The following is a 24128-nucleotide window of genomic DNA, read 5'->3' on the forward strand; positions in this document are numbered from 1 at the left end:
GCGCGTGCCGTGGTCGCTGATCAACCGGCTCGGCCGCCCGGGCGCATGACCTGGCCCGCTGCTCAGCCGGCGGTGTCACCTGGCTCGCTGCTCAGCCGGCCGCGTCGACCACCGCTCTGGCCGCGCGGGCGATCTCCCGCTCCTCGTCGGTGCCGATGACGCAGACCGCCACCTCGGCGCCGTCCGGCGAGATGAACCGGTCGCCGCTGCCCGCGTTGCGTCCCGGGTCGACGGCGATGCCCAGCCGGTCGAGCCCGGCCAGCGCGGCCTCCCGCACCGGTGCCGCGTGCTCGCCGACGCCGGCGGTGAAGGCGATCGCGTCCACCCGGCCGAGCAGGGCGTAGTACGCGCCCACGTAACCGGTGATCCGTCGGCAGTACACGTCGAAGGCGAGTGCCGCCGCCGGATCTCCGGCCGCCCGCCGGGCCAGCACCTCGCGCATGTCGTTGACGCCGGTCAGTCCGAGCAGGCCGCTGCGATGGTTGAGCAGGTCGTCGATCTCGTCCACGCCCAGTCCGCCCTCGCGGCGCAGGTGGAACACGATTGTCGGGTCCAGGTCGCCGCTGCGGGTGCCCATCACCAACCCCTCCAGCGGGGACATCCCCATCGAGGTGGCGATGCTGCGCCCACCGGCGACCGCGCAGGCGCTGGCACCGTTGCCCAGGTGCAGGCTGATCGTGTTGACCTCGGCGTACGGGCGCTCCAGCAGTTCCGCCGCGCGGCGGGAGACGTACCCGTGCGAGGTGCCGTGGAAGCCGTACCGCCGGATGCCGTAGCGCTCCGCGACCTCCCGGTCGATCGCGTACGTGGCGATGGATTCGGGCAGCGTGTGGTGGAACGCCGTGTCGAAGACGGCGACCTGTGCCACGTCCGGCAGCGCCTCCCGGGCCACCGCGATGCCGGCGAGATTGGCCGGATTGTGCAGCGGGGCGAGCGGCACCAGGTCGGCGATGGCGGCCAGTACCGCGTCGTCCACAAGCGTCGGCGCGGTGAACCGCCGGCCGCCGTGCACCACCCGGTGCCCCACCGCGGTCAGCCCGGTCAGGTCCAGACCGGCCAGGATCTGGCGTACCGCGCCGGCGTGGTCGGGCGGCCCGCCGTCCGGTTCGCCGATCCGCTCGACGGTGCCCCGGTCCAGTACCCGTTCACCGTCGTAGAGCCGGTACTTCACCGACGACGAACCGCAGTTGAGCACGAGCACCTTGCTCACCGCGCCACCCCGTCCCCGGGAACCGACGCGGTGGCACCCGCGGCGGCCTGGATGGCGGTGATCGCCACGGTGTTCACGATGTCCGGCACGGTCGCTCCTCGGGAAAGATCGTTTACCGGCCGGCGCAGGCCCTGCATCACCGGCCCGACGGCCACCGCCCCGGCCGAGCGCTGCACCGCCTTGTACGTGTTGTTGCCCGTGTTCAGGTCCGGAAAGATGAAGACCGTGGCCCGGCCGGCGACCGCGCTGCCGGGCAGCTTCGTCGCCGCCACGGCCGGGTCGATGGCCGCGTCGTACTGGATCGGCCCCTCCACGGCCAGTTCGGGCCGGCGCTGGCGGACCAGCGCGGTGGCCGCCGCGACCTTCTCCACGTCGGCACCCGCGCCCGAACTGCCGGTCGAGTAGGAGAGCATGGCCACCCGGGGTTCGATGCCGAACCGGGCCGCGGTGTCGGCCGAGGAGATCGCGATGTCGGCGAGCTGGGCGGCGTCCGGGTCGCGGTTGACCGCGCAGTCGCCGTACACCAGCACCCGGTCGGCGAGCAGCATGAAGAAGACGCTGGAGGCGACCGAGACCTCCGGCACGGTCTTCACGATCTCGAAGGCGGGGCGGATGGTCGCCGCGGTGGTGTGGGTGGCGCCGGAGACCATGCCGTCGGCGTGGCCGGCCGACACCATCATCGTGCCGAAGTAGTTCGGTTGCGCGACGATGTCGTACGCCAGCTCGGCGGTGACGCCCCGGTGGGCGCGGAGCTTCGCGTACGTCTCGGCGAACTCCGACCGCCACGGGCTGGTCGCCGGATCGACAACTGTCGCACCGGTGATGTCGACGCCGAGTTCCCGGGTCCGCCGCGCCACGCTGTCCGGGTCGCCGAGCAGGGTGAGGTCGGCCACGCCTCGACGGAGCAGGATCTCCGTGGCGCGCAGGATCCGCTCCTCGGTGCCCTCCGGGAGGACCAGGTGGCGGCGCTGGGCGCGGGCACGGTCGATCAGGTCGTACTCGAACATCATCGGGGTTACCCGCGGTGAGCGGCTGACCGCGAGCCGGCGGGCCAGATCATCGGTGTCCACATTGGCCTCGAACGCGCCGAGCGCGGCCTCCACCTTGCGGGCGTTGGCCGCGCTGGGCCGCCCCTCGATACGGCTGGACGCGGCCACCGTGTCGTAGCTGTCGCTGGCCACGCTGAGCACCGCGAGCCCGGTGTTCAGCCCCTCGAAGAGCCGCAGTGCCCGAGGATCCGGCTGCTCACCGAGAGTTAGGACCAGTCCGGCCACCGAGACCTGTCCGGCGACGTGTGCGGCGCTCGCCGCCACCAGCAGGTCGTCCCGGTCGCCGGGGGTGATCACCAGGCAGCCGTCGGTCAGGTGTTCCAGCAGGGTCGGCACGTGCGCCGCGCCGACCACGTAGTCGAGCACGTCGCGGCCGAGTGCCGCCTCGTCGCCGGCGAGCAGCGTCGCGCCGAGCGCGGCGGCCACCTCGGCCACCGTCGGCGCCGACACGGTCGGCACCTCCGGGATCGCGTACGCGGGCACCGGCAGGTCGGGCAGGGTCATCGGTTCGGGCACCCGGTTGGCGATCACCGCCAGCACCGTCGCACCGAGGTCCACGAGATCGTGGTACGCGCCACGGGCCGCCGCCGCGATCGCCTCCGGTGACTGGCCCTGCCCGTCCACGACCGGCACCACCACGCTGCCGAACTCGTTCGCGAGCCGGGCGTTGAAGGCCAGCTCACGTGGGGCCGCGCCGTCGCCGGCATCGGCGAAGTCGCTACCCACCACCACGACGGCCGGGCACTGCCGCTCGACCCTTCGGTAGCGCTGGACCACCCGGGAGATCAATTCTTCCCGCCGTCCGTCGGAGACCAGGGCCGTGGCCTCGGCATATGTGGCTCCGGCCAGGTCAGAGGCTGTAACGTCCACGCGGTACCGGTCGCTGAGCAGGGCAAGGATGTGATCTGGGCCGGTGGACGGGACCAGGGGTCGGAACACGCCGATCCGCTCGACCTGTCGGGAGAGCAACTCGGCGAGGCCGAGTGCGATCGTCGACTTTCCGCCGCCGGATCCCACGCTGGTGAGGTAGACGCTGCGGGCCATGCGGCCAACCTACTCGGTCCGGTTGGTTGTGGCTCGACAACCAACTCGGGGTGAGAAGCCCCGTTTCCGCATGTCAGATGGGACACGTGAGCGAGAAGGTGAAGACCATTCACGTTTAGAATCACGTGGGTGGAGGGACCAACACAGATCATTCCTGTCGCGCCGGAACCACCCCCCGTCTTCGTCGATCCGACTGGCCGCCGACGGCGGTGGCTGCGCCGGGCCGCCTACTTCCTCGGAGCGGCGGGAGTGGCATACACGGCGATGGTCGGCGTCAGCTTCGCCGGCGGTCCGGTCCGCCCGGAGACGATCATCCCCTTCGTCGAGCCCACCGAGACCTGGGAGCCGCCGCCCGCCTCCACCGCGGCCACACCCTCACCGTCGGTTACGGCCACCCCGTCGCCCACCTCGGTCACCCCGCAGCGCCCCGCGCCTACTTCCTCCACCACACCCACCACCCGTGCGACCTCCACCAGCCCTTCCCCGAGCCCCTCACCGACGGCGGTGCCGACGAGCAGCGCCGTACCCAGCGCCACGCCGTCGCGCAGTCCCTCCCGCTCGCCTTCCCGCAGTGCCCCGCCGGCCAGCGAGCCGCCCTCGAACAGCCCGCCGCCCTCCGCGTCGCCGTCATCGCCACCGGATCCACCGAGTGAGGCAACCGCCCCCTGATGAGCCACCCGCACCAGCCCGGCCGACCGGGACACCAGGCCCCCTCCCGTACCCCCGACCGGCCGCGGCAGCGGACCCGACCCGGCCCGGCGGCGCGGGCCCGGCGACTCGTACCCCGTCCAAGCTGGACGATCTACGCGATGATCTTCGTTCTGCTCGGTGGCATCCTCTTCGTCCAGGCGTACGCCAACGGCTCGTTCATCCCCGACTACCGGGCGGAGAACACCATCGGCAGCGGCCAGTACGAGGTCCCCGACGAGATCCTCGAAGGCGGCCCGATCATCAACACCACCGCCGAGCGCCCGCAGTCGTACCGGCTGCCGGCGCGGACCGTCGTGCTCACCTTCGACGACGGCCCGGACCCGCAGTGGACCCCGGCCGTGCTGGCGGTGCTGGAGAAGCACCAGGTGCCGGGCACCTTCTTCGTCCTCGGCAACCAGGTGGTGCGCAGCCCCGACCTGGTCCGCGAGCTGGCCGCCAAGGGACACGAACTCGGCGTGCACACCTTCACCCACCCGCACCTCACCGAGATCCCCGGTTGGCAGCGGCGGATGGAGTACACCCAGACCCAGCTCGCCATCGCCGGGGCCACCGGCATCCGGACCAACCTGCTGCGCTTCCCGTACTCGTCGCGGTCGGACGCCTTCGTCGACCAGGACTGGCCACTGCTGCAACAGGCCGGTGAGCTCGGCTACCTCAGCGTGGTCAACGACCTGGACAGCCGGGACTGGGAACGGCAGGGGCCGGACGGGATGATCGAGCGGACCATCCCACCGGGCTACTCCGGCGCGATCACGCTCTGGCACGACTCCGGCGGCGACCGCTCGCAGACCGTCGAGGCGTTGGACCGGTACATCCCGCTGATGAAGGAGCGGGGGTACACCTTCACCACGGTCAGCGGTGGGCTGAACCAGGCGCTTGCCGAGGCCGGTGTCACCGGCACCACGGCCGGTCCGGTCGAGGCGACGCCCGGCGAGCGCTGGCGCGGCCAGATGCTGATCATGGCGGTCCGCGCCGCCGACGGCACCTTCGTCCTCTTCGGTGTGCTCTTCGTCCTCGTCGGGGTGCTCACCATCGGGCGTACCCTGCTGCTGTTCGTGCTGGCGCTCCGGCACGCCCGCAAGCGACGCCGCCGGGACTTCGCCTGGGGGCCGCCGGTCACCGAGCCGGTCTCGGTGATCGTGCCCGCGTACAACGAGAAGGAGGGGATCGCCGCCGCGGTCCGCTCGCTCGCCACCGGCGACCACCCGGGCGGGATCGAGGTGGTGGTGGTCGACGACGGTTCGACCGACGGCACCGCCGACATCGTCGCCGGACTCAACCTGCCGAACGTACGCGTGGTCCGCAAACCCAACGGCGGCAAGCCGAGCGCGCTGAACACCGGTATCGCCCTGGCCCGGCACGACCTGATCGTGATGGTCGACGGGGACACCGTCTTCGAACCCGACTCGGTCCGTCGCCTGGTCCAGCCCTTCGGCGATCCGCAGGTGGGCGCGGTCGCCGGCAACGTCAAGGTGGGCAACCGGCGCAGCATGATCGCCAAGTGGCAGCACATCGAGTACGTGATCGGCTTCAACCTCGACCGCCGGCTCTACGAGACGCTGCGCTGCATGCCCACCATCCCCGGCGCGATCGGCGCGTTCCGCCGCGAGGCGCTGGCGTATGCCGGCGGGATGACCGACGACACCCTGGCCGAGGACACGGACGTCACAATGGCGCTGGGCCGGGCCGGCTGGAAGGTGGTGTACGAGGAGGGCGCCCGCGCCTGGACCGAGGCGCCGACCAGCATCGGGCAGCTGTGGAAGCAGCGGTACCGGTGGAGCTACGGCACCATGCAGGCGATGTGGAAGCACCGTCGCTCGGTGCTCGACAAGGGTGCCTCCGGCCGGTTCAGCCGGCGCTGCCTGGCGTTCCTGACCCTGTTCGGGGTGCTGCTGCCGATCACCGCGCCGGTCATCGACCTGCTCGCCATCTACGGCCTGATCTTCCTGGACCGGACCGAGACGGCGTTGGCCTGGCTGGCCATGCTGGGGTTGCAGTTCCTCACCGCGATCGTGGCGTTCCGCCTCGACAGGGAGAAGCTCGGCGTCCTCTGGGTGCTGCCGTTGCAGCAGTTCGTCTACCGCCAACTGATGTACCTGGTGCTGCTCCAGTCGGTGGTCACCGCGCTGACCGGCGGCCGGCTGGGCTGGCAGAAGCTGAAACGTACCGGGCTGGAGCCGGGCGGTCCGGCTGAGGGCCAGCCCTCTCAGCCGGCGCGCTCGGCGAGCCCGAGGGCGTACCCGGGCCACCAGACACCGCTCTCCGGCTCGCCCGGGCGGCAGGCGCCGTCGGACTCGCCCGGGTACTTGACCCAGAGCAGGGCGTCGACCCGGTCCAGGCCGGTGTCGGTGGTGGGGTCCGCGCCGAGCGCCCGGCCCGGTGGGTTGCACCAGCTCGGCGCGGAGCGCACCGTCTCGCGCGGGTACGGGCCCCTGCCGTTGCGGCTCGTGTCGATGACGAACGTGGCCGTACCGCCGAGGGCGTCGGAGATCCGGTGGCCGTAGGTCACGTTCTGCGGCGTACCGATGAAGTTCGCGACGTTGAGCGCGAAGCCGTCGGCGTCGGCGATGCCAGCCTGGCGCAGGGCCGCCGCCAACCGGCCGGTGTCCTTGATCCAGGCCGGGTGGCCGGCGTCCAGGTAGACCTGGGCGCTGCCGGTGCTGCGCAGCACCGCCACCGCGTCCCGCAGCAGGCCGAGTCGCTCGTCAACGTCGTCGACGCACCGGTCCACCGCGTCCGGCACCGCGCCCGGCTCCACGATGATCGTGATCGGGCGCCCCTTCACCCCGCTGGCCACCCGCCGGATCCAGTCCTGGTACGCCGCGGCCGACTCGGCGCCGCCCGCGCCCTGTCGCCCGCAGTCGCGCTCCGGCAGGTTGTGGGTGACGAGCACCGGGGTCTGGCCGGAGCGGCTCGCCCCGGCCAGGAAGTCCGACACCTCTTCGGTGACCGTCTCGGAGTCACCGACCAGCCAGCGGGCGGTCGGGCGGGTGCTGATCCGGCGTAGCGTGGCCGCCTCCTCGACCCGGCCCTCCTGCTCCCACTCGGTGACCTGCCAGGCGGCGGCACCACGCGGGTCGACGTAGAAGACGGGCGGCAGCGGCACCGACGAGCGGCCGGCGCTGGAGGCCCCGGACGGCAACTGCCCGGCTGCCTCGGCGCCACATCCGGAAAGTAGGACGGTGAGTGCGAGCCCCACCGCCAAGGTGGAGCTGCGGGAACTGCGCGGCATGGCGGCCACCGTACCTGCCGTCCCGGCCCCGGTGGGCGCGGCCTACCAGGCCGTACGACCCCAGACCGCTCCGGGTTGGCATCCGTCGCACGCCGGACTGCCCAGCCGGAAGCACTTCCTGCACAGCGTGATTTCAGAGTGAAATTTTGATTTCTCTATGAAATCAGCGTCCTGAGGAACATCACCCCCGGCAGGCCAGCCGAGTGCGAGGTCTAGTCGTCGTCCTCGTCGTCGAGGCGGGCCAGCCAGGTGGCGAACCGCTCGATCGGGGTCTCGAACTCGGGGTTCAGGTCGACGAAGTCGCGCAGCCGTTCGCCGAGCCACTCCATGCTCACCTGCTCGTCGCCGCGCCGCTGGACCAGTTCCTCGATCCCGCGATCGGTGAAATACACGGTACGTCCTCTCGCTCTGCATGAGCCCGCCCGCCTGCTCACCGGGATCGGCGCGCAGGCGGGCGGGGCGGGTTACGGGTTACGGGCGGGGCAGCGCGGCCTCGATGAGGGCGGTCTGCTCGACCTCGTGCATCTTCGCCGAGCCGACGGCCGGTGCGGCGGCGGCGGGGCGGGAGATGCGGCGCAGCCGGACCCCGTCAAGGTGCTCCAGCAGGTTGAGCGCCACGAACGACCAGGAGCCCTGGTTGGCCGGCTCCTCCTGGACCCAGGCGAAGTCCTCGGCGTTCGGGTACTGGGCGAGCGCGGCCCGGATCTCCTCCACCGGCATCGGGTACAGCTGCTCCAGCCGGACGATCGCGGTGTCCGTGATGCCGCGCTCCTGCCGGGCCTGGAACAGGTCGTAGTAGACCTTGCCCGAGCAGAGCAGCACCCGCTTGACCTGCTCCGGCGCCGGAGCGGCCCCGTCGGCGAGCACGGGCGCGAAGGTGCCGGTGGTGAAGTCCTCCACCGACGAGACGCAGAGCTTGTGCCGCAGCAGGGACTTCGGCGTGAAGACCACAAGCGGCTTGCGCTTCGGCGAGAGGGCCTGGCGGCGCAGCAGGTGGAAGTAGTTCGCCGGGGTGGTCGGGATGGCCACCCGCATGTTGTCCTCGGCGCAGAGCTGGAGGAACCGCTCCGGGCGGCCGGAGGTGTGGTCCGGGCCCTGCCCCTCGTGGCCGTGCGGCAGCAGCAGGGTGACCGCCGAGCGCTGACCCCACTTCACCTCGCCGGAGGAGATGAACTCGTCGATCACCGACTGGGCGCCGTTGACGAAGTCGCCGAACTGCGCCTCCCAGCAGACCAGCGCGTCGAGGTTCTCCACCGAGTAGCCGTACTCGAAGCCCATCGCGGCGTACTCGGAGAGCAGCGAGTCGTGCACGAAGAAGCGGGACCGCTCGCCGTCGCCGGTAAGCGACTGCAACGGCAGGTAGTCCTCGCCGGTCTCCGCGTCGACCACCGAGGCGTGCCGCTGCACGAAGGTGCCGCGCCGCGAGTCCTGGCCGGCGAGCCGGACGGTGACCCCGTCGTGCAGCAGCGCCCCGAAGGCGATGATCTCGCCGAAGCCCCAGTCGATGTTGCCCTCGACGGACATCCGGGCCCGCCGGTCGAGCAGCTGCTGGATCCGCTTGTGCGGGGTGAAGCCCTCGGGCAGGTTGACGTGCGCCTCGCCGACGGCCTTCACCACCGACGCGTCGGTGGCTGTCTCCACCTGCGGCTCGGGCTCGTCCTGCCGGGGCGGCCGGCTCAGCTGGCGCGGCGTGCTGGCCGCGTCCCGGGTGGCCTTGAACACCCGCTCCAGCTGGGCCTGGTAGTCGCGCAGCAGCTCCTCGGCGTCCTCGACGGTGATGTCGCCCCGCCCGATCAGCTCCTCGGTGTAGAGCTTGCGGACCGACCGCTTCGAGTCAATGATCTTGTACATCTGGGGGTTGGACATCGACGGGTCGTCGCCCTCGTTGTGGCCGCGCCGCCGGTAGCAGACCAGGTCGATCACGACGTCCTTGTTGAACGCCTGCCGGTACTCGAAGGCAAGCCGGGCGACCCGGACCACGGCCTCGGGGTCGTCGCCGTTGACGTGGAAGATCGGTGCCTGGATCATCCGGGCCACGTCGGTGCTGTAGAGGCTGGACCGGGAGTACTCCGGGGCGGTGGTGAAGCCGACCTGGTTGTTCACCACCACGTGCACGGTCCCGCCGGTGCGGTAGCCGCGCAGCTGAGACAGGTTGAGAGTCTCGGCCACCACGCCCTGGCCGGCGAAGGCGGCGTCGCCGTGCACCGACAGCGGCAGCACGGTGTAGCCCTCCAGCTTGAGGTCGATGCGGTCCTGCTTGGCCCGCACGATCCCCTCCAGCACCGGGTCGACGGCCTCCAGGTGGGACGGGTTCGCCACCACCGAGACCTTCACCGAGTGGTCGCCGTCGGGCGTGGTGAACTTGCCGTTCTGGCCGAGGTGGTACTTCACGTCACCCGAGCCCTGGGTCGAGCGCGGGTCGAGGTGCCCCTCGAACTCCGAGAAGATCTTCTCGTACGGCTTGCCGACGATGTTGGCCAGCACGTTGAGCCGACCCCGGTGCGCCATGCCGATGACGACCTCGTCCAGCCCGCCCTCGGCGGCGGACTCCAGGATCTCACCGAGCAGCGGGATCAGCGACTCGCCACCCTCCAGCGAGAAGCGCTTCTGACCGACGTACTTGGTCTGGAGGAAGGTCTCGAAGGCCTCGGCCGCGTTGAGCCGGTTGAGCACGTGCTTCTGCTCGTCGGCCGGCGGCTTCTCGTACTTGCGCTCGACCCGCTCCTGGATCCAGCGGCGTTCGGCCGGGTCCTGGATGTGCATGTACTCGATGCCGACCCGACGGCAGTACGAGTCGCGCAGCACGCCCAGGATCGAGCGGAGCTTCATCCGCTGCTTGCCGGCGAAGCCGTTCACCGGGAAGGTCCGGTCCAGGTCCCACAGGGTCAGCCCGTGCTGGAGCACGTCCAGGTCCGGGTGCTTGCGGATCTTGAACTCCAGCGGGTCGGTGTCGGCCATCAGGTGGCCACGGACCCGGTACGAGTGGATCAGCTCGTGTACCCGCGCGGTCTTGTTGATCTGACCCTCGCTGTCGACAGCGACGTCGCGCATCCAGCGCACCGGCTCGTACGGGATGCGCAGCGAGGTGAAGATCTGGTCGTAGAAGCCGTGCTCACCCAGGAGCAGCTCGTGCATGGCCTTGAGGAACTCGCCGGACTGCGCGCCCTGGATGATCCGGTGGTCGTACGTGCTGGTCAGCGTGATGACCTTGCTGACCGCCAGCTCGGCCAGGGTGGCCTCGCTCATGCCCTGGTACGGCGCCGGGTACTCCATCGCGCCGACGCCGATGATCGCGCTCTGGCCCTGCATCAGCCGGGGCATGGAGTGCACGGTGCCGATGCCGCCCGGGTTGGTCAGCGAGATCGTGGTGCCGGAGTAGTCCTCCATGGTCAGCTCGTTGCGGCGGGCGCGCCGGACGACGTCCTCGTACGCCTGCCAGAACTGCCGGAAGTCCATCTGCTCGCAGCTCTTGATGGAGGGGACCACCAGGTTGCGGCTGCCGTCGGGCTTGGTCAGGTCGATGGCGATGCCCAGGTTGACGTGTTCCGGGCGGACCATCGCCGGCTTGCCGTCGGCCTGGGCGAAGGAGTTGTTCATCTCCGGGTGCGCGGCGAGCGCCCGGACCAGCGCGTAGCCGATCAGGTGGGTGAAGCTGACCTTGCCGCCGCGTCCCCGGGCCAGGTGATTGTTGATCACGATCCGGTTGTCGACCAGGAGCTTGGCCGGCACGGCGCGCACGCTGGTGGCGGTCGGTACGGCCAGCGAGGCGTCCATGTTCTGGACGATCTTGGCGGCCACCCCGCGCAGCGGCGTGGTCTGCGCCCCGGTGGCGGTCGGCGCGCTCTTCGCCGCCTCGGCCTTGGCCGGCCGGGCCTTGGCCGAGTCGCCACCCTTGGCCGGCTGCGCCTTCGCCGGGGCCGGCGCGGTACGCGGCTCGGCCTTGGCGGGGGCTGCGGTCTTCGCCGCCGGCTCGGACTTGGCCGCCGGCTCGGGCGTGCTGGTCGGTGCGTTCTTGCTGGCCGGTGCGTTCTTGGCCGGGGCGGGCTGCGTGCGGGTGGCCTCGGCCGCCTTGCCGGCGCCGGCACCCTCGGTCGCCCGGGCCGCGCCCGGGCCGGGCCGGTAGTCGGCGAAGAAGTCGTGCCAGGCCGGGTCGACGCTGCCGGGGTCGGCGAGGTAGCGCTGGTACATCTCCTCGACGACCCACTCGTTCGGGCCGAAACCCGCCAGTGGGTTCTCCTGCGAAGTCTGCTGGGTCGACACGGCCGGTAATCGCCTCTTTCACGCGGGTTTGTGTGTCACGCGGTGTCCGGTGGCGCCGGAACGGGCGCACACAGGACGGATCCAAGGCTACGCCGTAGCGATCCCTGCGGCATTTCCGCCTCCATCGCGTGGTCCGATTCACAGAAGATGCCAGAAGTTCGGTAAGCGCTGCGTGTTCCGTTGCTTGCTGCTAAGAGAGACCGGCAGTGGGACTGACACGGGCGGCGGGCCCGGTCCGCCGGTTGTCACCGGTGAACCGGACCCGCCGGTCGCCATCACGGCCGCATCGGGCCGTCCGGGCTCAGGAAATGTCGCGGCGCCGGGTGATCAGCACCCCGACGATGCCGCTCACCAGGGCGTACCCGATCAGGACGAGGGCACCGACCCACCAGGCCGGCAGCATCTCGTTCTCGCCCGGCGTGATCATGATCTGGGACGCGGCCGCCGGCCAGATCACCTGCCACTTGAGCACGGCCATGCTGTCCAGCCAGTTCGACAGCAGCAGGAAGAGCAGGCCCACCACCTGCGTGCCGATCAGGTAGAGCACGGAGGCGGTGATCACCGCACCCAGCTGGTTGGTGATCAGGGTGCCGATGCCGACGCCGAGCACGGTCCAGATGGCGTACGCCATCAGGTTGAGCAGCAGCGCCCGCTGGACCTCCCACTCACCGAGCAGGGTGCCGTAGTCGTTCAGCGCCAGGAAGGCGGCGCCGCCGACGAGGTCGATCACCGTGGTGGCCAGCCAGAACGCGAAGCCCAGCAGGCTGGCCGCGATGAGCTTGCTGGTGATCACCGCGGTGCGCCGCGGGGTGGCCAGGAAGGTCGTGGTGGCGGTCTGGTGGAAGAACTCGTTGGTGACCATCAGGATGCCGATCAGCATCACGAACAGCAGCCCGAGGTACTGCCCCGAGGTGTAGAGGTTCGCCGCCTGGGCCGGAGCGGACGCCGCGTCGCCGGTGACGCCGAACTCCTCGCCGCCACCGCTCACCGTCTCGTTGAACAGCCAGGCGTTGAACGGAAACGCCAGGGCGATCGACAGGAACGCCCCGATTGCCAGCCACCACCAGGTGCTGGTCGTACGGATCTTGAGCAGTTCGGAGCGGACCAGGTTGCTCATCGAATGCCCGCCTTTCCGGCCGTCAGTTCCAGGAACACGCGTTCCAGGTCGGGTCGTTCGGTGGTTAGCTCGTGCAGCTCCACCCCGGCCGCCAGCGCGGCCCGGCCCACCACCGGCGCGTCCACTCCGGCGATCAGCAGGTTGCCCTGCCCGTCGCTCTCCACCGTGGCGGAGTCACCCGCCAGCGCGGCGGTCAGCGCCTCCGCCTGCGGGGTGCGGACCCGGACCCGGACGCCCTGCGCCATCGACCCGATCACCTGGTCGACCGGTCCCTGCCGGACCAGCTGCCCGGCGGCGATGATCACCACGTCGTCGGCGAGCAGCTGCATCTCCGACAGCAGGTGGCTGGAGACGAGCACGGTGCGGCCCTCGGCGGCGAGACCCTTGAGGAACCCACGCATCCACCGGATGCCCTCGGGGTCGAGCCCGTTGGCCGGCTCGTCGAGGATGAGCACCTGCGGATTGCCGAGCATCGCGGCGGCGATACCGAGCCGCTGCTTCATGCCCAGCGAGTACCCCTTGAACTTGCGCTTCGCCGCCGGGGACAACCCGACCAGGGCCAGTGCCTCGTCGGCGCGCTGCCGGGGAAGTCCGGCCGCCGCGCAGATCACCCGCAGGTGGTTGATCCCGGTACGACCCTTGTGTGCGCTGGACGCCTCCAGCACCGCGCCGACGTGGCGCAGCGGATCGGCCAGATCCGGGTACCGGCGACCACCGATGGTGGCCGTTCCGGCGGTCGGGGTGACCAGGTTCAGCAGCATGCGTAGCGTGGTGGTCTTGCCCGCACCGTTCGGACCGAGGAAGCCGGTGACCCGGCCCGGTTCGACCGTGAACGACAAGTTGTTGACCGCGAGCACGTTGCGGTACTGCTTGGTCAGGCCGGATACCACGATCTGCGCGTCATTGTTGGGGCGTGGCTGCCCGTCGGACATCATTCTCCTCCCGTGGCGCCGGGAGGCGCCGTTGCACAGCGTGACGGTAGCGGTCAACCAAATCAATCGGGCGCGCTCCGGAGATCCCTCTCCGTCGCAGGCAGGAGTCGTCTCCTCCCCAGGTACGACCCGATCGACGAATCGCTCTACCGGGCGATCCAGATGGCATGGGCGCGGCCGAGCAGACTGCCGTCCGGCGCGTACAGGCTAGTGCGCACCGACGCCTTGCGTCCCTCGATGCCGACTGCCAGGCCGGTCACCACGCACTCGTCGCCGGGGCGGGGGAGCGCCTCGACCGCAGCGGTGATCCGGCCGAGCAGGTACGGCCGGCCCGCCGCGAGCACCGCCCAGCCGCCGGGGCAGTCCAGCGCGGCCCAGACGGTGGCGGCGGTCACCCGCTCCGGTACCTGGAACGGCGCTGCCGTCCGACCGTCCGGCAGCGGCCCGGGAAAGATCCGCAGGCCGTCGGTGCGCTGCGGCCCGCAGACGTAGCAGTCGGGAAAGGGGTGCTCCACCAGCCCGGGGTACGCCGCCGAGGCGGCCCGTGCGCTCGCCAGGTCGACCGGCGGCACCACCTCGTCGAACCGCTCGACCGGCCGCAGTTGTGCGATCACCGCACCGGCCGGGTCGTGCACCTGGCCATCGGCGAGCGCCAACGGGGTGTCCAGCGGCGGCGGCCGGCGCAGGGTCACCTCGACCGGACCGGGTACGCCGTACGCCTCAGCGAAGACCCCGGCGCTCCAGCCGCCGTTACCCGAGCCGGGTGGGCCGTTGAACCGTGCCTCGATGATCATCGGACTCCTCCCGCGGCGTCGGCCGCTTGCTCACAGGCTTTTTTCAGGGTCTGCCCAGCAGTAGCGCAGCGATTGCACGGATGATGGGCGGCATGGCGGCTACCCAGACCGAGGCGCGACTGCTCGTCGTCGAGGATGATCCCAACATCCTCGAACTGCTCTCCGCGAGCCTGCGTTTCGCGGGCTTCGACGTGGCCACCGCCACCAGCGGCTCGGCCGCGCTCAGCGCCGCCCGGGACCATCGGCCCGACCTGGTGGTGCTCGACGTGATGCTGCCGGACCTCGACGGCTTCGAGGTGATCCGGATGATGCGGGAGGGCGGCACGCGTACCCCGGTGGTCTTCCTGACCGCCCGGGACGCCACCGACGACAAGATCCGCGGCCTGACCCTGGGCGGCGACGACTACGTCACCAAGCCGTTCAGCCTGGAGGAGCTGACCGCCCGGATCCGGGCGGTGCTGCGTCGCACCAGCACCGGCGAGCAGGCCCCCGCCCGGCTCACCTTCGCCGACCTGGAGCTGGACGAGGAGACCCACGAGGTGTACCGGGCCGGTCAGCGGGTCCAGCTCTCGCCGACCGAGTTCAAGCTGCTGCGCTACCTGATGCTCAACGCCAACCGGGTGCTGTCGAAGGCGCAGATCCTCGACCACGTGTGGAACTACGACTTCCGGGGCGACGACAACATCGTCGAGTCGTACATCTCGTACCTGCGACGCAAGGTCGACAACACCGAGCCCCGGTTGATCCACACCCTCCGTGGCGTCGGTTACGTGCTGCGCAAGCCGGCGGCGTGAACGCCCTACAGCAGGGCAAGACCCGGCTGCGCGCGGTGCCGTTGCGCGTCAAGCTGGTCGCGGCCGTCCTCGCCCTGGTCGCCGCCGCGCTGCTGGTGATCAGCTCGCTGACCACGTTCTTCCTGCGTAGCTACCTGGTCGACCAGGTGGACGCGGAGTTGATCAACGTGGTCAACCAGCTGGAGAACGAGCTGAACAGCCGGCCCGGGGCCACGCTCGTGCTGCGCAGCGACAGCGTCGTGCCCACCGACTACGTGGTGGTGATCACCAACCGGGACTCCGGCGCGGTCGAGGACTTCGGGTTCGACAGCCGCCGGTTTAGCGACGCCGACCTCCCGCCCTGGCCGAGGAACGCGGCCGGGTTCGCCAACCTCGCCGGTGAACCGTTCCCCACCAAGTCCCGGGGCAGCGAGGTGCGCTGGCAGATGCTCTACACCGAACTGCCCAACGGGCAGTGGGTGGCGATCGGCCAGCACCTGACCGACGTCGACCGGGCGGTCACCCGGCTGGTCTGGATAGACGTGCTGGTGGGCGGGGCGGTGCTGATCCTGCTCGCCTCGCTCGGCGCGGCGATCGTCCGGACCAGCCTCAAGCCGCTTGTCGAGATCGAACGTACCGCCGCCGCCATCGCCGGCGGTGACCTGAGCCGGCGGGTGCCCGACCCGGAGGACGGCGAGCCCTGCCCGACCTCCGAGCTGGGGCGGCTCTCCCGGGCCCTGAACGCGATGCTCAGTCAGATCGAGATGGCCTTCACCGCCCGCGCGGCCTCGGAGTCCGCGGCCCGCTCCGCCGAGGCCGCCGCCCGCGAGGCCGCCGGGGCGGCCCGCGCCTCCGAGGCCCGGGCCCGCCGCTCCGAGGAGCGGATGCGGCAGTTCGTGGCGGACGCCTCGCACGAGTTGCGTACGCCGCTGACCACCATCCGTGGCTTCGCCGAGCTGTACCGGCAGGGCGCCGCCCGGGAGCCCGAGCAGACCGCCGACCTGCTGCGCCGGATCGAGGACGAGGCCGCCCGGATGGGGCTGCTGGTGGAGGACCTGCTGCTGCTGGCCCGGCTGGACCGTGAGCGGCCGCTCTCGCTCGCCCCGGTGGAGTTGCCGGTGCTGGCCGCCGACGCGATCGAGGCGTCCCGGGTGATGGCGCCGGACCGGCGGATCGAGTTGGAGATCGCGCCCGGTTCCGGCCCGCTTGTGGTACGCGGCGACGACGCGCGGTTGCGGCAGGTGATCGGCAACCTGATGACCAATGCGCTGCGGCACACCCCGCCGGAGGCGGCCGTCACGCTGCGGCTGCGTACCGAACCGGAGAACCTGGCGGTGATCGAGGTGGCCGACACCGGTCCCGGGCTCACCGGGGAGCAGGCGGAACGGGTCTTCGAGCGGTTCTACCGGGCGGACGCCTCGCGTACCCGCCGGTTGGGCGGCAACACCGGCACCGGCCTCGGCCTGGCCATCGTCGCGGCGCTGGTGACGGTGCACCAGGGCAGCGTGGAGGTGAGCGAGACACCGGGCGGGGGTGCCACCTTCCGGGTCCGGCTGCCGCTCGCCCCGGACGTGGACGCCGAACTGCCGTGACTTTCAGCGAATCCTCAGGCCAGCCCAAGGCGGATCGCAGAGCGATGGGGGAGGGTGGGGACATGACCGAGTACGAGTCCGACCCGCGCCGGCCGGCCCGCACCGACGCCGAGCCGTCGCACTCCGAGCTGCCCCGCGCCGAGCACGCGTGGGCCGACTCCTCATCCGTACCGGCGGACGATCCGACCGCCGAGGCACCGACCGTCCCGGTCCGTGCCGTCGAGACGCCGTCCGGCCCCGCTGGGTCCGACGGCGAGCCGACCCTGCCGGGCGCGCCCACCGCCGGCCCGCCCACATCGACCCCGCCGGTCTCCGGGCAGCCCGCCTGGGCGCCGACGGGCCAGCATCCCCACCAGACCGGCCAGCCCGGTTCCGCCCCGCCCTACCCGGGCACCTCCTGGTACTCCGGCCAGTCGGGCCACTCCGGCTGGGCCGGCGGTGCCCAGTCGGGCGGCGGGCACCCGGGCTATCCGGGGCAGCAGCACGCCTACTCCAGCGGCTCGACCACCGGCTATCCGGGGTCGGCCGGCGGCTACCCGGGCGGCTCGACCGCCGGCTATCCGGGCGGCTCGTCCGCCGGCTATCCGGGCGGCTCGTCCGCCGGCTATCCGGGCGGTACGGCAGTCGGCTATCCGGGCGGTACGGCAAGCGGTTACCCGGGACAGCCGGCACCGTGGTCGCCGACCCCGTCGAGCGGGGTACGGCCGGGCCGGATCGCCAAGTTCGTCGGCGCCGGCGTGGCGGTGTTCGCGCTGATGCTCGGCAGCGGCGTCGCCGGCGGGTCGCTGGCCCTGGCGTTGAACGACGGCGGCGGCATCACCCGCACCTACTCCGCCGCACCCGTCATCGACAGCGCCGACCTGCCCCGCATCGCCGCCTCGGTGCAGGACAGCGTCGTCTCGATCAGCACCGGCAGCGGTGAGGGCTCCGGGGTGGTGCTCACCGCCGACGGCTTCGTGCTGACAAACAACCATGTGATCGCCGGCGCGGACGGCGGCAGCGTCCGGGTGTTCTTCGCCGACGGCACCAACGCCCAGGCGGAGATCCGCGGCACCGACCCGAAGACCGACCTCGCGGTGTTGAAGGCCAGCGGGGTACGCGACCTCCAGCCGGCCACCTTCGGCGACAGCGATGCCATGCAGGTCGGCGACCAGGTGCTCGCGCTGGGCAGCCCGCTCGGGCTACAGGGTTCGGTCACCGCGGGCATCCTCAGCGCCCGGGACCGCACCATCCAGGCCAGCAGCGGGCAGCAGCTGCCCGGTCAGGCGGTCAGCTCGATCTCGGGCCTGCTCCAGACCGACGCGCCGATCAACCCCGGTAACTCGGGCGGCGCGCTTGTCAACACCCGGGGCGAGGTGATCGGCATCAACACCGCGATCGCCACCGCTGGGCAGGGCAACACCGGCAACATCGGAGTGGGCTTCGCCATCCCGAGCAACAAGGCCAAGGACGTCGCGGACAAGCTCCAGCGGGGCGAGAAGGTCAGCCACCCGTCGCTCGGGGTGGGCGTGAACGACGCTCCGGACGGCGGCGCGCGGATCGACAACGTCAGCCCCGGCAGTGCCGCCGAACGGGCCGGGCTGCAACGCGGCGACGTGGTCACCCGATTCGGCGACAAGGTGATCAACGACGCGAACGATCTCGTCGGTGCCGTGCAGGCCGGCAAGGTCGGTGATCAGGTCGAGGTGACGTTCCAGCGAAATGGGTCCGAGTCGAACGCAACCGTGACGCTCGCCGAAGCGTCCTAACCCCAGGAACCTGCCGCCCTCCTCCTGAGCCCGGTTCACCCGCTGCGGGTGAACCGGGCTCACCCGTCCGCCCGGCAGCCTCACCGGTGAAGACCTCGTGCGGCGGATGGGGGTGCCATGACCACCACGGCAGCGGCTCGGACCGATGACCGGATCCAGCGCGACGTGCTCGAGGAACTCGCCTGGGACGCCCAGGTGCGCTCGCTCGACATCGGGGTCACCGTCGGCGGCGGCGTGGTGACCCTGACCGGTCAGGTGGACAGCGCCGCGCGCCGGTGGGCCGCCGTCCGCGTCGCCCAGCGGATCCGTGGCGTGCGGGCGGTCGCCGACGACATCGAGGTACGTCCGGTCGGGCCGGTCGACATCACCGACGACGCGCTGGCCCTCGCGGCCAGCCGGGCGCTGGAGTGGAACAGCTTCGTGCCGGCCGAGCGGCTCGACCTGACCGTCTCGAACGGTTGGCTGATGCTCCGGGGTGAGGTGGAGTTCGGCTGGCAGCGGCGTACGGCCGAGCGGGAGCTGCGCCGGTTGCGCGGCGTACGCGGCGTGACCAACCTGGTCGAGGTGACGCCCGCCGCTCCGCCGGACGCCGACCGGATCCGGCGCGATGTGCAGCGCGCCCTGCTCCGCGGGATCGGCACCGAACGGGTCACGGTCGAGGTGCACGGCGACACGGTGGCCCTGAGCGGGGTGGTGCGGTCCTGGTGGGAACGCGACCAGGCGGAACGGGTCGCCTGGTCGGCCGAGGGAGTGTGCGGGGTACGGGTCGACCTGTTGGTGGGCGGCTGAAGGGCGCACGCGATGTCCGGTTTGCCGGTGCTGGCACCGGGAAACCGCTCCGGTCCGGCGTTGCCCGCCGGGCCGGACGCCACCGACCGACGGGGGGAGGACCCGTGCCCGACAACCACGCCGAGGGTAAGCACCGGTTGCGGATCGCGATGGTGGTGCCGCCCTGGCTGTCGGTGCCGCCACCCGGCTACGGCGGGCTGGAGCAGGTGGTGGCCGGCCTGGTGGATGCCCTGATCGACCGGGGCCACGCGGTGACGCTGATGGGTGCCGGCGAGGCGCACGGCACCGCCGCCGACTACCTCGCCATGCTTGACGACCTCCAGTACGACCGGTTGGGCGAGTCGCTGCCGGAACTGGCCCACCTGGCCCGGGTGAACCAACTGCTCAGCGCGGCCGATTTCGACCTGGTGCACGACCACACCACGGTCGGCCCGCTGGTGGCCGGGCGGCGGGAGGTGCCGACGGTGGCGACCGTGCACGGCAACCCGGTGGGCGAGTACGGCACCGTGCTCGGTGACACCGACCGGGGCGTGGGCCTGGTCGCCATCTCGCACGCCCAGCGCCGCCTGAACCCCCGGCTGCCGTGGGTCGGCACCGTGCACAACGCGATGGAGACCGACGCCTTCCCGCGCAAGAGCGAAGCCAGCCACGGCCCGGTGCTGTGGCTGGCCCGGTTCAGCCCGGACAAGGGACCGGAGTTGGCCATCCGGGCCTGCCGCGCCGCCGGCCTGCCCCTGGTGCTGGCCGGTAAGTGCAACGAACCTGCCGAGCGGCGCTACTACGACGAGGTGGTGCGACCGCTGCTCGGTCCGGATGTCACGGTGGTGCTCGACGCCGACCGGGAGGCGGTGCTCCGGCTGCTGATCGAGGCGCGCTGCCTGGTGATGCCGATCCAGTGGGAGGAGCCGTTCGGGATCGTGATGCTGGAGGCGATGGCCACCGGTACGCCGGTGGTGGCGCTGGACCGGGGGGCGGTACCGGAACTGGTCCGGCCGGGCGTGACCGGGATCGTCTGTGCCTCGGCCGAGGAGTTGCCGACGGCGCTGCGCGCGGCACCCGACCTCGACCCGGCGGAGTGCGTGGCGCACGTCGCGCGGACCTTCTCCACCGAGCGGATGGCGGCCGGTTACGAGGCGGTGTACCGGGGGTTCCTCGCCGCCGGGCCGCCGGACGGCGTGCGGGAACCCGTTCGCAGCAGGCCGGGCTGACCCCATCCGGGTCAGGTCTGCGCGGCCCCCAGCGCGGCGATGGCCGCGTCCAGCTCCTGGGCGTACGCCGGGCTCAGCGCCTGCTCGCCGAGCCGGGTGGAGACCTTCTCGCGCAGCCGGGCGACTCCCGGCCCCAGCTCGCCCTCTCCGCCGGCCACCGCCCGGGTCAGGTTGCGTAGCTCGTTTTGCAGGTCGAGGCCGACGTCCTCGCGGATGCCGCCGTCGGCGAGGCCGGCGCTGATCACCGCTTCCAGCCGGTTCGCGGCCTCGACCAGGGTGTCCGTTCCGGCCGGCGGCTCCGATGGCCGGACGGACGGGCTCGGCTGCGGTGCCGGCCTGGTCGACGGCGCGACCGAGGGCTGGGCGCTCGGGGCGTCGTCCGATGGCGTCGGCTCGAGCTGCGCGGTCGGCGCCTCGCTTGGCAGCGCGACGGGAGGTTCGTGGTCGTCCGGCAGCAGCGCCGCAATGGCCAGCGCCGCGGCGACCAGTGCCGCAGCCACCGGCACCAGCAGCGCGGGACGCAACAACCGCCGGGACGGTACGCCGGGGCGCTCCTCAGCGGCGGGGTCGCCTGCGGGCTGCTCGGGCGCGCCCGGTGACCCCGGGGCGGCGGGCGGGTCGGCCGCGACACCGAGGAGGCCCGGTGCCGCGACGCCGGCAACTGCCGGTGACGCCCCGGTCGGGGCGGTACGCGGCGGTTCGAGCGCGGGGAGGGTCACGGTGGGGGCGAGCATCGTGCTGGCCTGCGGATCGGCGGGCAGCAGCTGGTCGCGGAGCACGGTGGCCACCTGGCGGGCGGTGGGCCGGTCGGCCGGCTCGCGGGACAGGCAGCGCAGGCAGATCTCGGCCACCGCCTGCGGTAGGCCCGGCACTCCGGTGAGCGTGGGTGGTGCGCCCTCCGCCAGCGCGACGCTGAGTTCCTCCCAGGTGTCCGCCGGGTACGGCACCCGGCCGGTCAGCGTCTCGTGCAGCAGCACACCGAGCGAGTAGATGTCGGTCGCCGGCTGGGCCGGCGAGCCGTCGAGCCGCTCCGGAGCCACGTACGCGGGGGTGCCGAAGGTGGCGCCGTCCTCGTCGTCGTCCGGCGTGCCGATCCGGGCGGCGATGCCGAAGTCGAGCACCTTGGCGCCGACCTGGGTCATCATCACGTTGGCCGTGGTGATGTCCCGGTGCACGATGCCGAGCCGGTGTGCGCTGGCGAGCGCGTCGGCGACCTGGGCGCCGATCTCCACCGCCTCGGGCCAGGGCAGCGGCCCTTCGGTGAGCCGGAACTCCAGTTCCTCACCGGAGAGCAGTTCCATCACCACGAACGAGGTGATGGAGCCGTCCGGTGAGACGGTCTCGCCGTAGTCGTGGACCGACGTCACGTGCGGGTGGACGAGCTGGGCGGCGGCCCGGGCCTCCTCGCGGACCATGTCCCGGAACCGGGCGTCGGCGGCCAGCGACGGGGCGAGCACCTTCAGCGCGACCACCCGGTCGAGCACCTCGTCGTGGGCCCGCCAGATCACCGACATGCCACCGGCACCGATCTGGTTGATCAGCCGGTATCTGGTGGCCAGCAACCGGCCGGGCTGCAGTGCTGGCTTCAAGGATCGCACCTGCCTCATAGGTGGTAGCGGTATCAGGTTGCGCGAATGTTGCTCCGCTGTCAACGCACTGCGAGCCATCGGTGCCGGTCACCACAAGCCGGGTACGGAGCGTGTTCGGCGGGGTGGCCCGGCGCCTGTCGCCAGCCCGGTGCAGCGGACCGCGGGCAGGTCGGGATGACCGCGCGTGGGCGGGGCGTGCCAGGATTGGCGACATGGGGCGGGGACCGGTGGCGTTCGTGCTCGGGGGCGGAGGCGTCCTCGGCGCGGTCGAGGTGGGCATGCTGCGAGCCCTGTTCCGGGCTGGGATCCGGCCGGATCTGGTGCTCGGCACGTCGATCGGCGCGGTCAACGGTGCCCTGGTCGCCGCCGACCCGTGCGAGGCCGTCACCGACCGGCTGGTACGGCTCTGGGCCTCGCCCGAGGCGAGCGAGGTGTACGGCGACTCGGTGGCCCGGCAACTGCGCCGTTTCGCCGCCCGTACCCATCTGCACTCGCCCCGGCCGCTGCGTAAGCTGCTGGAGAGCGAGCTGGGCGCAGAGACGACATTCGCCGACCTGAAGATCCCCTTCCGCTGCTGCGCGGCGAACATCGAACGCGCCGCGGAGCACTGGTTCGTCAGCGGGCCGGTGGTGCCCGCCGTGCTGGCGTCGGCCGCCGTGCCGGGGCTGCTGCCGCCGGCCCGGATCGGTGACCAGCACTACGTCGACGGCGGCATCGTCAACTCCATCCCCATCGGCGAGGCGGTGGCGGCCGGCGCCGGCCAGATCTTCGTACTCCAGGTGGGTCGGATCGAGCGGGCGCTGACGCCGCCGCGCCGGCCCTGGGAGATCGCCCAGGTCGCGTTCGAGATCGCCCGCCGGCACCGGTTCGCCCGCGAGATGGCCGCGCTGCCCGAGGGCGTGGAGGTGCACGTGCTGCCGACCGGCGGGCTGGAACCGCGCGACGACACGCCCTGGGCGTACCGGGACATGGCGGCGGTGGGCCGGCGGATCAGCCGCGCCTACGCGGCCTCCCGGCACTACCTGGCGAACCTGGAACGCTGATGCCGCTGCCGCCCCGCTGGCTCCGTCGCGTGCTGCTGGCCCCCGGCGTGGTGCTGCTGGTGCTCCTGCTGGTGACCACGGTGCCGATCTGGGCGTTGCTGGCGCTGCTGGTGTCCCCGCTCGTCCCGGGGCGGTTGCGGCCCCTGCGGCTGTTGTGGATCGGCCTGTTCTACCTGCTCTGGGACGCGGCGGCGCTGCTCTGCCTGTTCGGGCTCTGGGTCGCCTCCGGGTTCGGCTGGCGGGTCGGTTCGCCCGCCTTCCAGCGCGCCCACTACGTGCTGGCGGGCTGGTTCCTGCGGGTGCTGTTCTGGCAGGCCCGATGGACGCTGCGGCTCAGCATCGAGGTGGTCGGCACCGACCCGGACACCGCCATGCCCGGTCGGCCAGAGCTGGTGCTCTGCCGGCACGCCGGGCCAGGCGACTCGTTCATCCTCATCCACTCCCTGGTGAACTGGTTCCGTCGCGAGCCGCGGATCGTGCTCAAGGACACCCTCCAGTGGGACCCGGCGATCGACGTGCTGCTCAACCGGCTGCCGAGCCGCTTCATCGCGCCGGGTCAGGACGGCCCCGACTCGCTCACCGAGCAGGTCGGGCATCTCGCCACCGGGCTGGACGACGACGACGCCTTCGTGATCTTCCCCGAGGGTGGCAACTTCACCCCCCGGCGGCGGCTGCGCGCCATCGACCGGCTGCGCGACCGGGGGCACGAGCGGATGGCGCTGAAGGCGGAGGCCATGCAGCACGTGCTGGCGCCGCAGCCCGGCGGGGTGCTGGCGGCGTTGGACGCCGCGCCGGACGCCGGCGTGATCTTCGTGGCCCACACCGGCCTGGATCGGATGCTCACCGTCGCGGACGTGTGGCGGGAACTGCCGATGGACAAACGGCTCGTGATGCGGTTCTGGTCGGTGCCGCCGGAGGAGATCCCGGTCGGGCGGCAGGAACGCATCGACTGGCTCTACGAGTGGTGGAGCCGGATCGACCGGTGGATCGAGGACAATCGAGAGAGCCCTGCGTAGGGCTCTGGTCACCCCGCTCGG

At 71.8% G+C, this 24128-nt stretch carries 17 protein-coding genes and 1 pseudogene; 8 read left to right on the plus strand and 10 right to left on the minus strand.

Going from position 1 to position 24128, the window contains the following annotated elements; all coding sequences use genetic code 11:
- Positions 1–91: 91 nt before the first annotated feature.
- The 3 genes from AC507J_RS06940 to AC507J_RS06950 form a co-directional block, all read right to left on the minus strand.
- A complete protein-coding gene (locus AC507J_RS06940) occupies positions 92–1210 on the minus strand; it encodes an acetate/propionate family kinase (protein ID WP_496288230.1) in 1119 nt (372 codons plus the stop codon).
- A complete protein-coding gene (pta, locus tag AC507J_RS06945) occupies positions 1207–3303 on the minus strand; it encodes a phosphate acetyltransferase (RefSeq protein WP_496288231.1) in 2097 nt (698 codons plus the stop codon). The genes AC507J_RS06940 and pta overlap by 4 nt, the downstream gene beginning before the upstream one ends.
- A gap of 227 nt (positions 3304–3530) precedes the next feature.
- Positions 3531–4007: a hypothetical protein gene (locus AC507J_RS06950; RefSeq protein ID WP_496288232.1), complete on the minus strand. Its 477-nt coding sequence runs from the start codon at positions 4005–4007 to the stop codon at positions 3531–3533.
- Positions 4008–4112: 105 nt separating this feature from the next.
- Here AC507J_RS06950 and AC507J_RS06955 point away from each other — a divergent pair.
- Positions 4113–6185, plus strand: a pseudogene (locus tag AC507J_RS06955) (bifunctional polysaccharide deacetylase/glycosyltransferase family 2 protein); the annotation flags it as partial.
- Between the two features lie 35 nt (positions 6186–6220).
- Here the strand turns inward: AC507J_RS06955 and AC507J_RS06960 are convergent.
- The 6 genes from AC507J_RS06960 to AC507J_RS06985 form a co-directional block, all read right to left on the minus strand.
- Complete coding sequence (locus AC507J_RS06960; protein ID WP_496288233.1) at positions 6221–7246, minus strand: glycoside hydrolase family 6 protein; 1026 nt, start codon at positions 7244–7246, stop codon at positions 6221–6223.
- Between the two features lie 212 nt (positions 7247–7458).
- Positions 7459–7638 carry a DUF6104 family protein gene (locus AC507J_RS06965; RefSeq protein ID WP_496288234.1) on the minus strand — a complete coding sequence of 60 codons (180 nt, stop codon included), beginning with the start codon at positions 7636–7638 and terminating at the stop codon, positions 7459–7461.
- A gap of 79 nt (positions 7639–7717) precedes the next feature.
- Entirely contained in the window at positions 7718–11506 is a 3789-nt protein-coding gene (locus AC507J_RS06970) for a multifunctional oxoglutarate decarboxylase/oxoglutarate dehydrogenase thiamine pyrophosphate-binding subunit/dihydrolipoyllysine-residue succinyltransferase subunit (protein ID WP_496288235.1), read from the minus strand.
- Between the two features lie 301 nt (positions 11507–11807).
- Positions 11808–12623 carry an ABC transporter permease gene (locus AC507J_RS06975; RefSeq protein WP_496288236.1) on the minus strand — a complete coding sequence of 272 codons (816 nt, stop codon included), beginning with the start codon at positions 12621–12623 and terminating at the stop codon, positions 11808–11810.
- Entirely contained in the window at positions 12620–13555 is a 936-nt protein-coding gene (locus AC507J_RS06980) for an ABC transporter ATP-binding protein (RefSeq protein WP_496288237.1), read from the minus strand. Before AC507J_RS06980 ends, AC507J_RS06975 begins: the two co-directional genes overlap by 4 nt.
- 146 nt (positions 13556–13701) lie before the next feature.
- Entirely contained in the window at positions 13702–14349 is a 648-nt protein-coding gene (locus AC507J_RS06985) for a hypothetical protein (RefSeq protein WP_496288238.1), read from the minus strand.
- Positions 14350–14441: 92 nt separating this feature from the next.
- On the opposite strand from AC507J_RS06985, the gene AC507J_RS06990 reads away from it, so the two are divergent.
- The 5 genes from AC507J_RS06990 (at position 14442) to AC507J_RS07010 (ending at position 20459) form a co-directional block, all read left to right on the plus strand.
- Positions 14442–15143 (plus strand): response regulator transcription factor, encoded by a 702-nt coding sequence (locus tag AC507J_RS06990; RefSeq protein ID WP_496288239.1) that lies wholly within the window; start codon positions 14442–14444, stop codon positions 15141–15143.
- Positions 15140–16714: a HAMP domain-containing sensor histidine kinase gene (locus tag AC507J_RS06995; RefSeq protein ID WP_496288240.1), complete on the plus strand. Its 1575-nt coding sequence runs from the start codon at positions 15140–15142 to the stop codon at positions 16712–16714. The genes AC507J_RS06990 and AC507J_RS06995 overlap by 4 nt, the downstream gene beginning before the upstream one ends.
- Before the next feature lie 62 nt (positions 16715–16776).
- Positions 16777–18462 carry a S1C family serine protease gene (locus tag AC507J_RS07000; RefSeq protein WP_496288241.1) on the plus strand — a complete coding sequence of 562 codons (1686 nt, stop codon included), beginning with the start codon at positions 16777–16779 and terminating at the stop codon, positions 18460–18462.
- A 117-nt stretch (positions 18463–18579) separates the two neighbouring features.
- Positions 18580–19251, plus strand: coding sequence for a BON domain-containing protein (locus AC507J_RS07005; RefSeq protein ID WP_496288242.1), 672 nt, complete (start codon positions 18580–18582; stop codon positions 19249–19251).
- 149 nt (positions 19252–19400) lie between these two features.
- Entirely contained in the window at positions 19401–20459 is a 1059-nt protein-coding gene (locus AC507J_RS07010) for a glycosyltransferase family 4 protein (RefSeq protein WP_496288368.1), read from the plus strand.
- Positions 20460–20470: 11 nt separating this feature from the next.
- On the opposite strand, the gene AC507J_RS07015 is transcribed toward AC507J_RS07010, so the two are convergent.
- Positions 20471–22057 carry a serine/threonine-protein kinase gene (locus tag AC507J_RS07015; protein ID WP_496288243.1) on the minus strand — a complete coding sequence of 529 codons (1587 nt, stop codon included), beginning with the start codon at positions 22055–22057 and terminating at the stop codon, positions 20471–20473.
- Positions 22058–22260: 203 nt separating this feature from the next.
- On the opposite strand from AC507J_RS07015, the gene AC507J_RS07020 reads away from it, so the two are divergent.
- Positions 22261–23091, plus strand: coding sequence for a patatin-like phospholipase family protein (locus AC507J_RS07020; protein WP_496288244.1), 831 nt, complete (start codon positions 22261–22263; stop codon positions 23089–23091).
- A complete protein-coding gene (locus AC507J_RS07025; protein WP_496288245.1) occupies positions 23091–24107 on the plus strand; it encodes a 1-acyl-sn-glycerol-3-phosphate acyltransferase in 1017 nt (338 codons plus the stop codon). Before AC507J_RS07020 ends, AC507J_RS07025 begins: the two co-directional genes overlap by 1 nt.
- Positions 24108–24128 lie beyond the last annotated feature (21 nt).

Source organism: Micromonospora sp. PRAS1, assembly GCF_059553435.1.

What these genes read in the sequence shown, in the direction of transcription:
- AC507J_RS06985 (WP_496288238.1), bottom strand. Translation starts at nt 14,349, where the DNA reads ATGATCATCGAGGCACGGTTCAACGGCCCACCCGGCTCGGGTAACGGC.
- AC507J_RS06960 (WP_496288233.1), bottom strand. Translation starts at nt 7,246, where the DNA reads ATGCCGCGCAGTTCCCGCAGCTCCACCTTGGCGGTGGGGCTCGCACTC.
- AC507J_RS06990 (WP_496288239.1), top strand. Translation starts at nt 14,442, where the DNA reads ATGGCGGCTACCCAGACCGAGGCGCGACTGCTCGTCGTCGAGGATGAT.
- AC507J_RS06980 (WP_496288237.1), bottom strand. Translation starts at nt 13,555, where the DNA reads ATGTCCGACGGGCAGCCACGCCCCAACAATGACGCGCAGATCGTGGTA.
- AC507J_RS07020 (WP_496288244.1), top strand. Translation starts at nt 22,261, where the DNA reads ATGGGGCGGGGACCGGTGGCGTTCGTGCTCGGGGGCGGAGGCGTCCTC.
- pta (WP_496288231.1), bottom strand. Translation starts at nt 3,303, where the DNA reads ATGGCCCGCAGCGTCTACCTCACCAGCGTGGGATCCGGCGGCGGAAAG.
- AC507J_RS06975 (WP_496288236.1), bottom strand. Translation starts at nt 12,623, where the DNA reads ATGAGCAACCTGGTCCGCTCCGAACTGCTCAAGATCCGTACGACCAGC.
- AC507J_RS07025 (WP_496288245.1), top strand. Translation starts at nt 23,091, where the DNA reads ATGCCGCTGCCGCCCCGCTGGCTCCGTCGCGTGCTGCTGGCCCCCGGC.
- AC507J_RS07000 (WP_496288241.1), top strand. Translation starts at nt 16,777, where the DNA reads ATGACCGAGTACGAGTCCGACCCGCGCCGGCCGGCCCGCACCGACGCC.
- AC507J_RS07010 (WP_496288368.1), top strand. Translation starts at nt 19,401, where the DNA reads ATGGTGGTGCCGCCCTGGCTGTCGGTGCCGCCACCCGGCTACGGCGGG.
- AC507J_RS07005 (WP_496288242.1), top strand. Translation starts at nt 18,580, where the DNA reads ATGACCACCACGGCAGCGGCTCGGACCGATGACCGGATCCAGCGCGAC.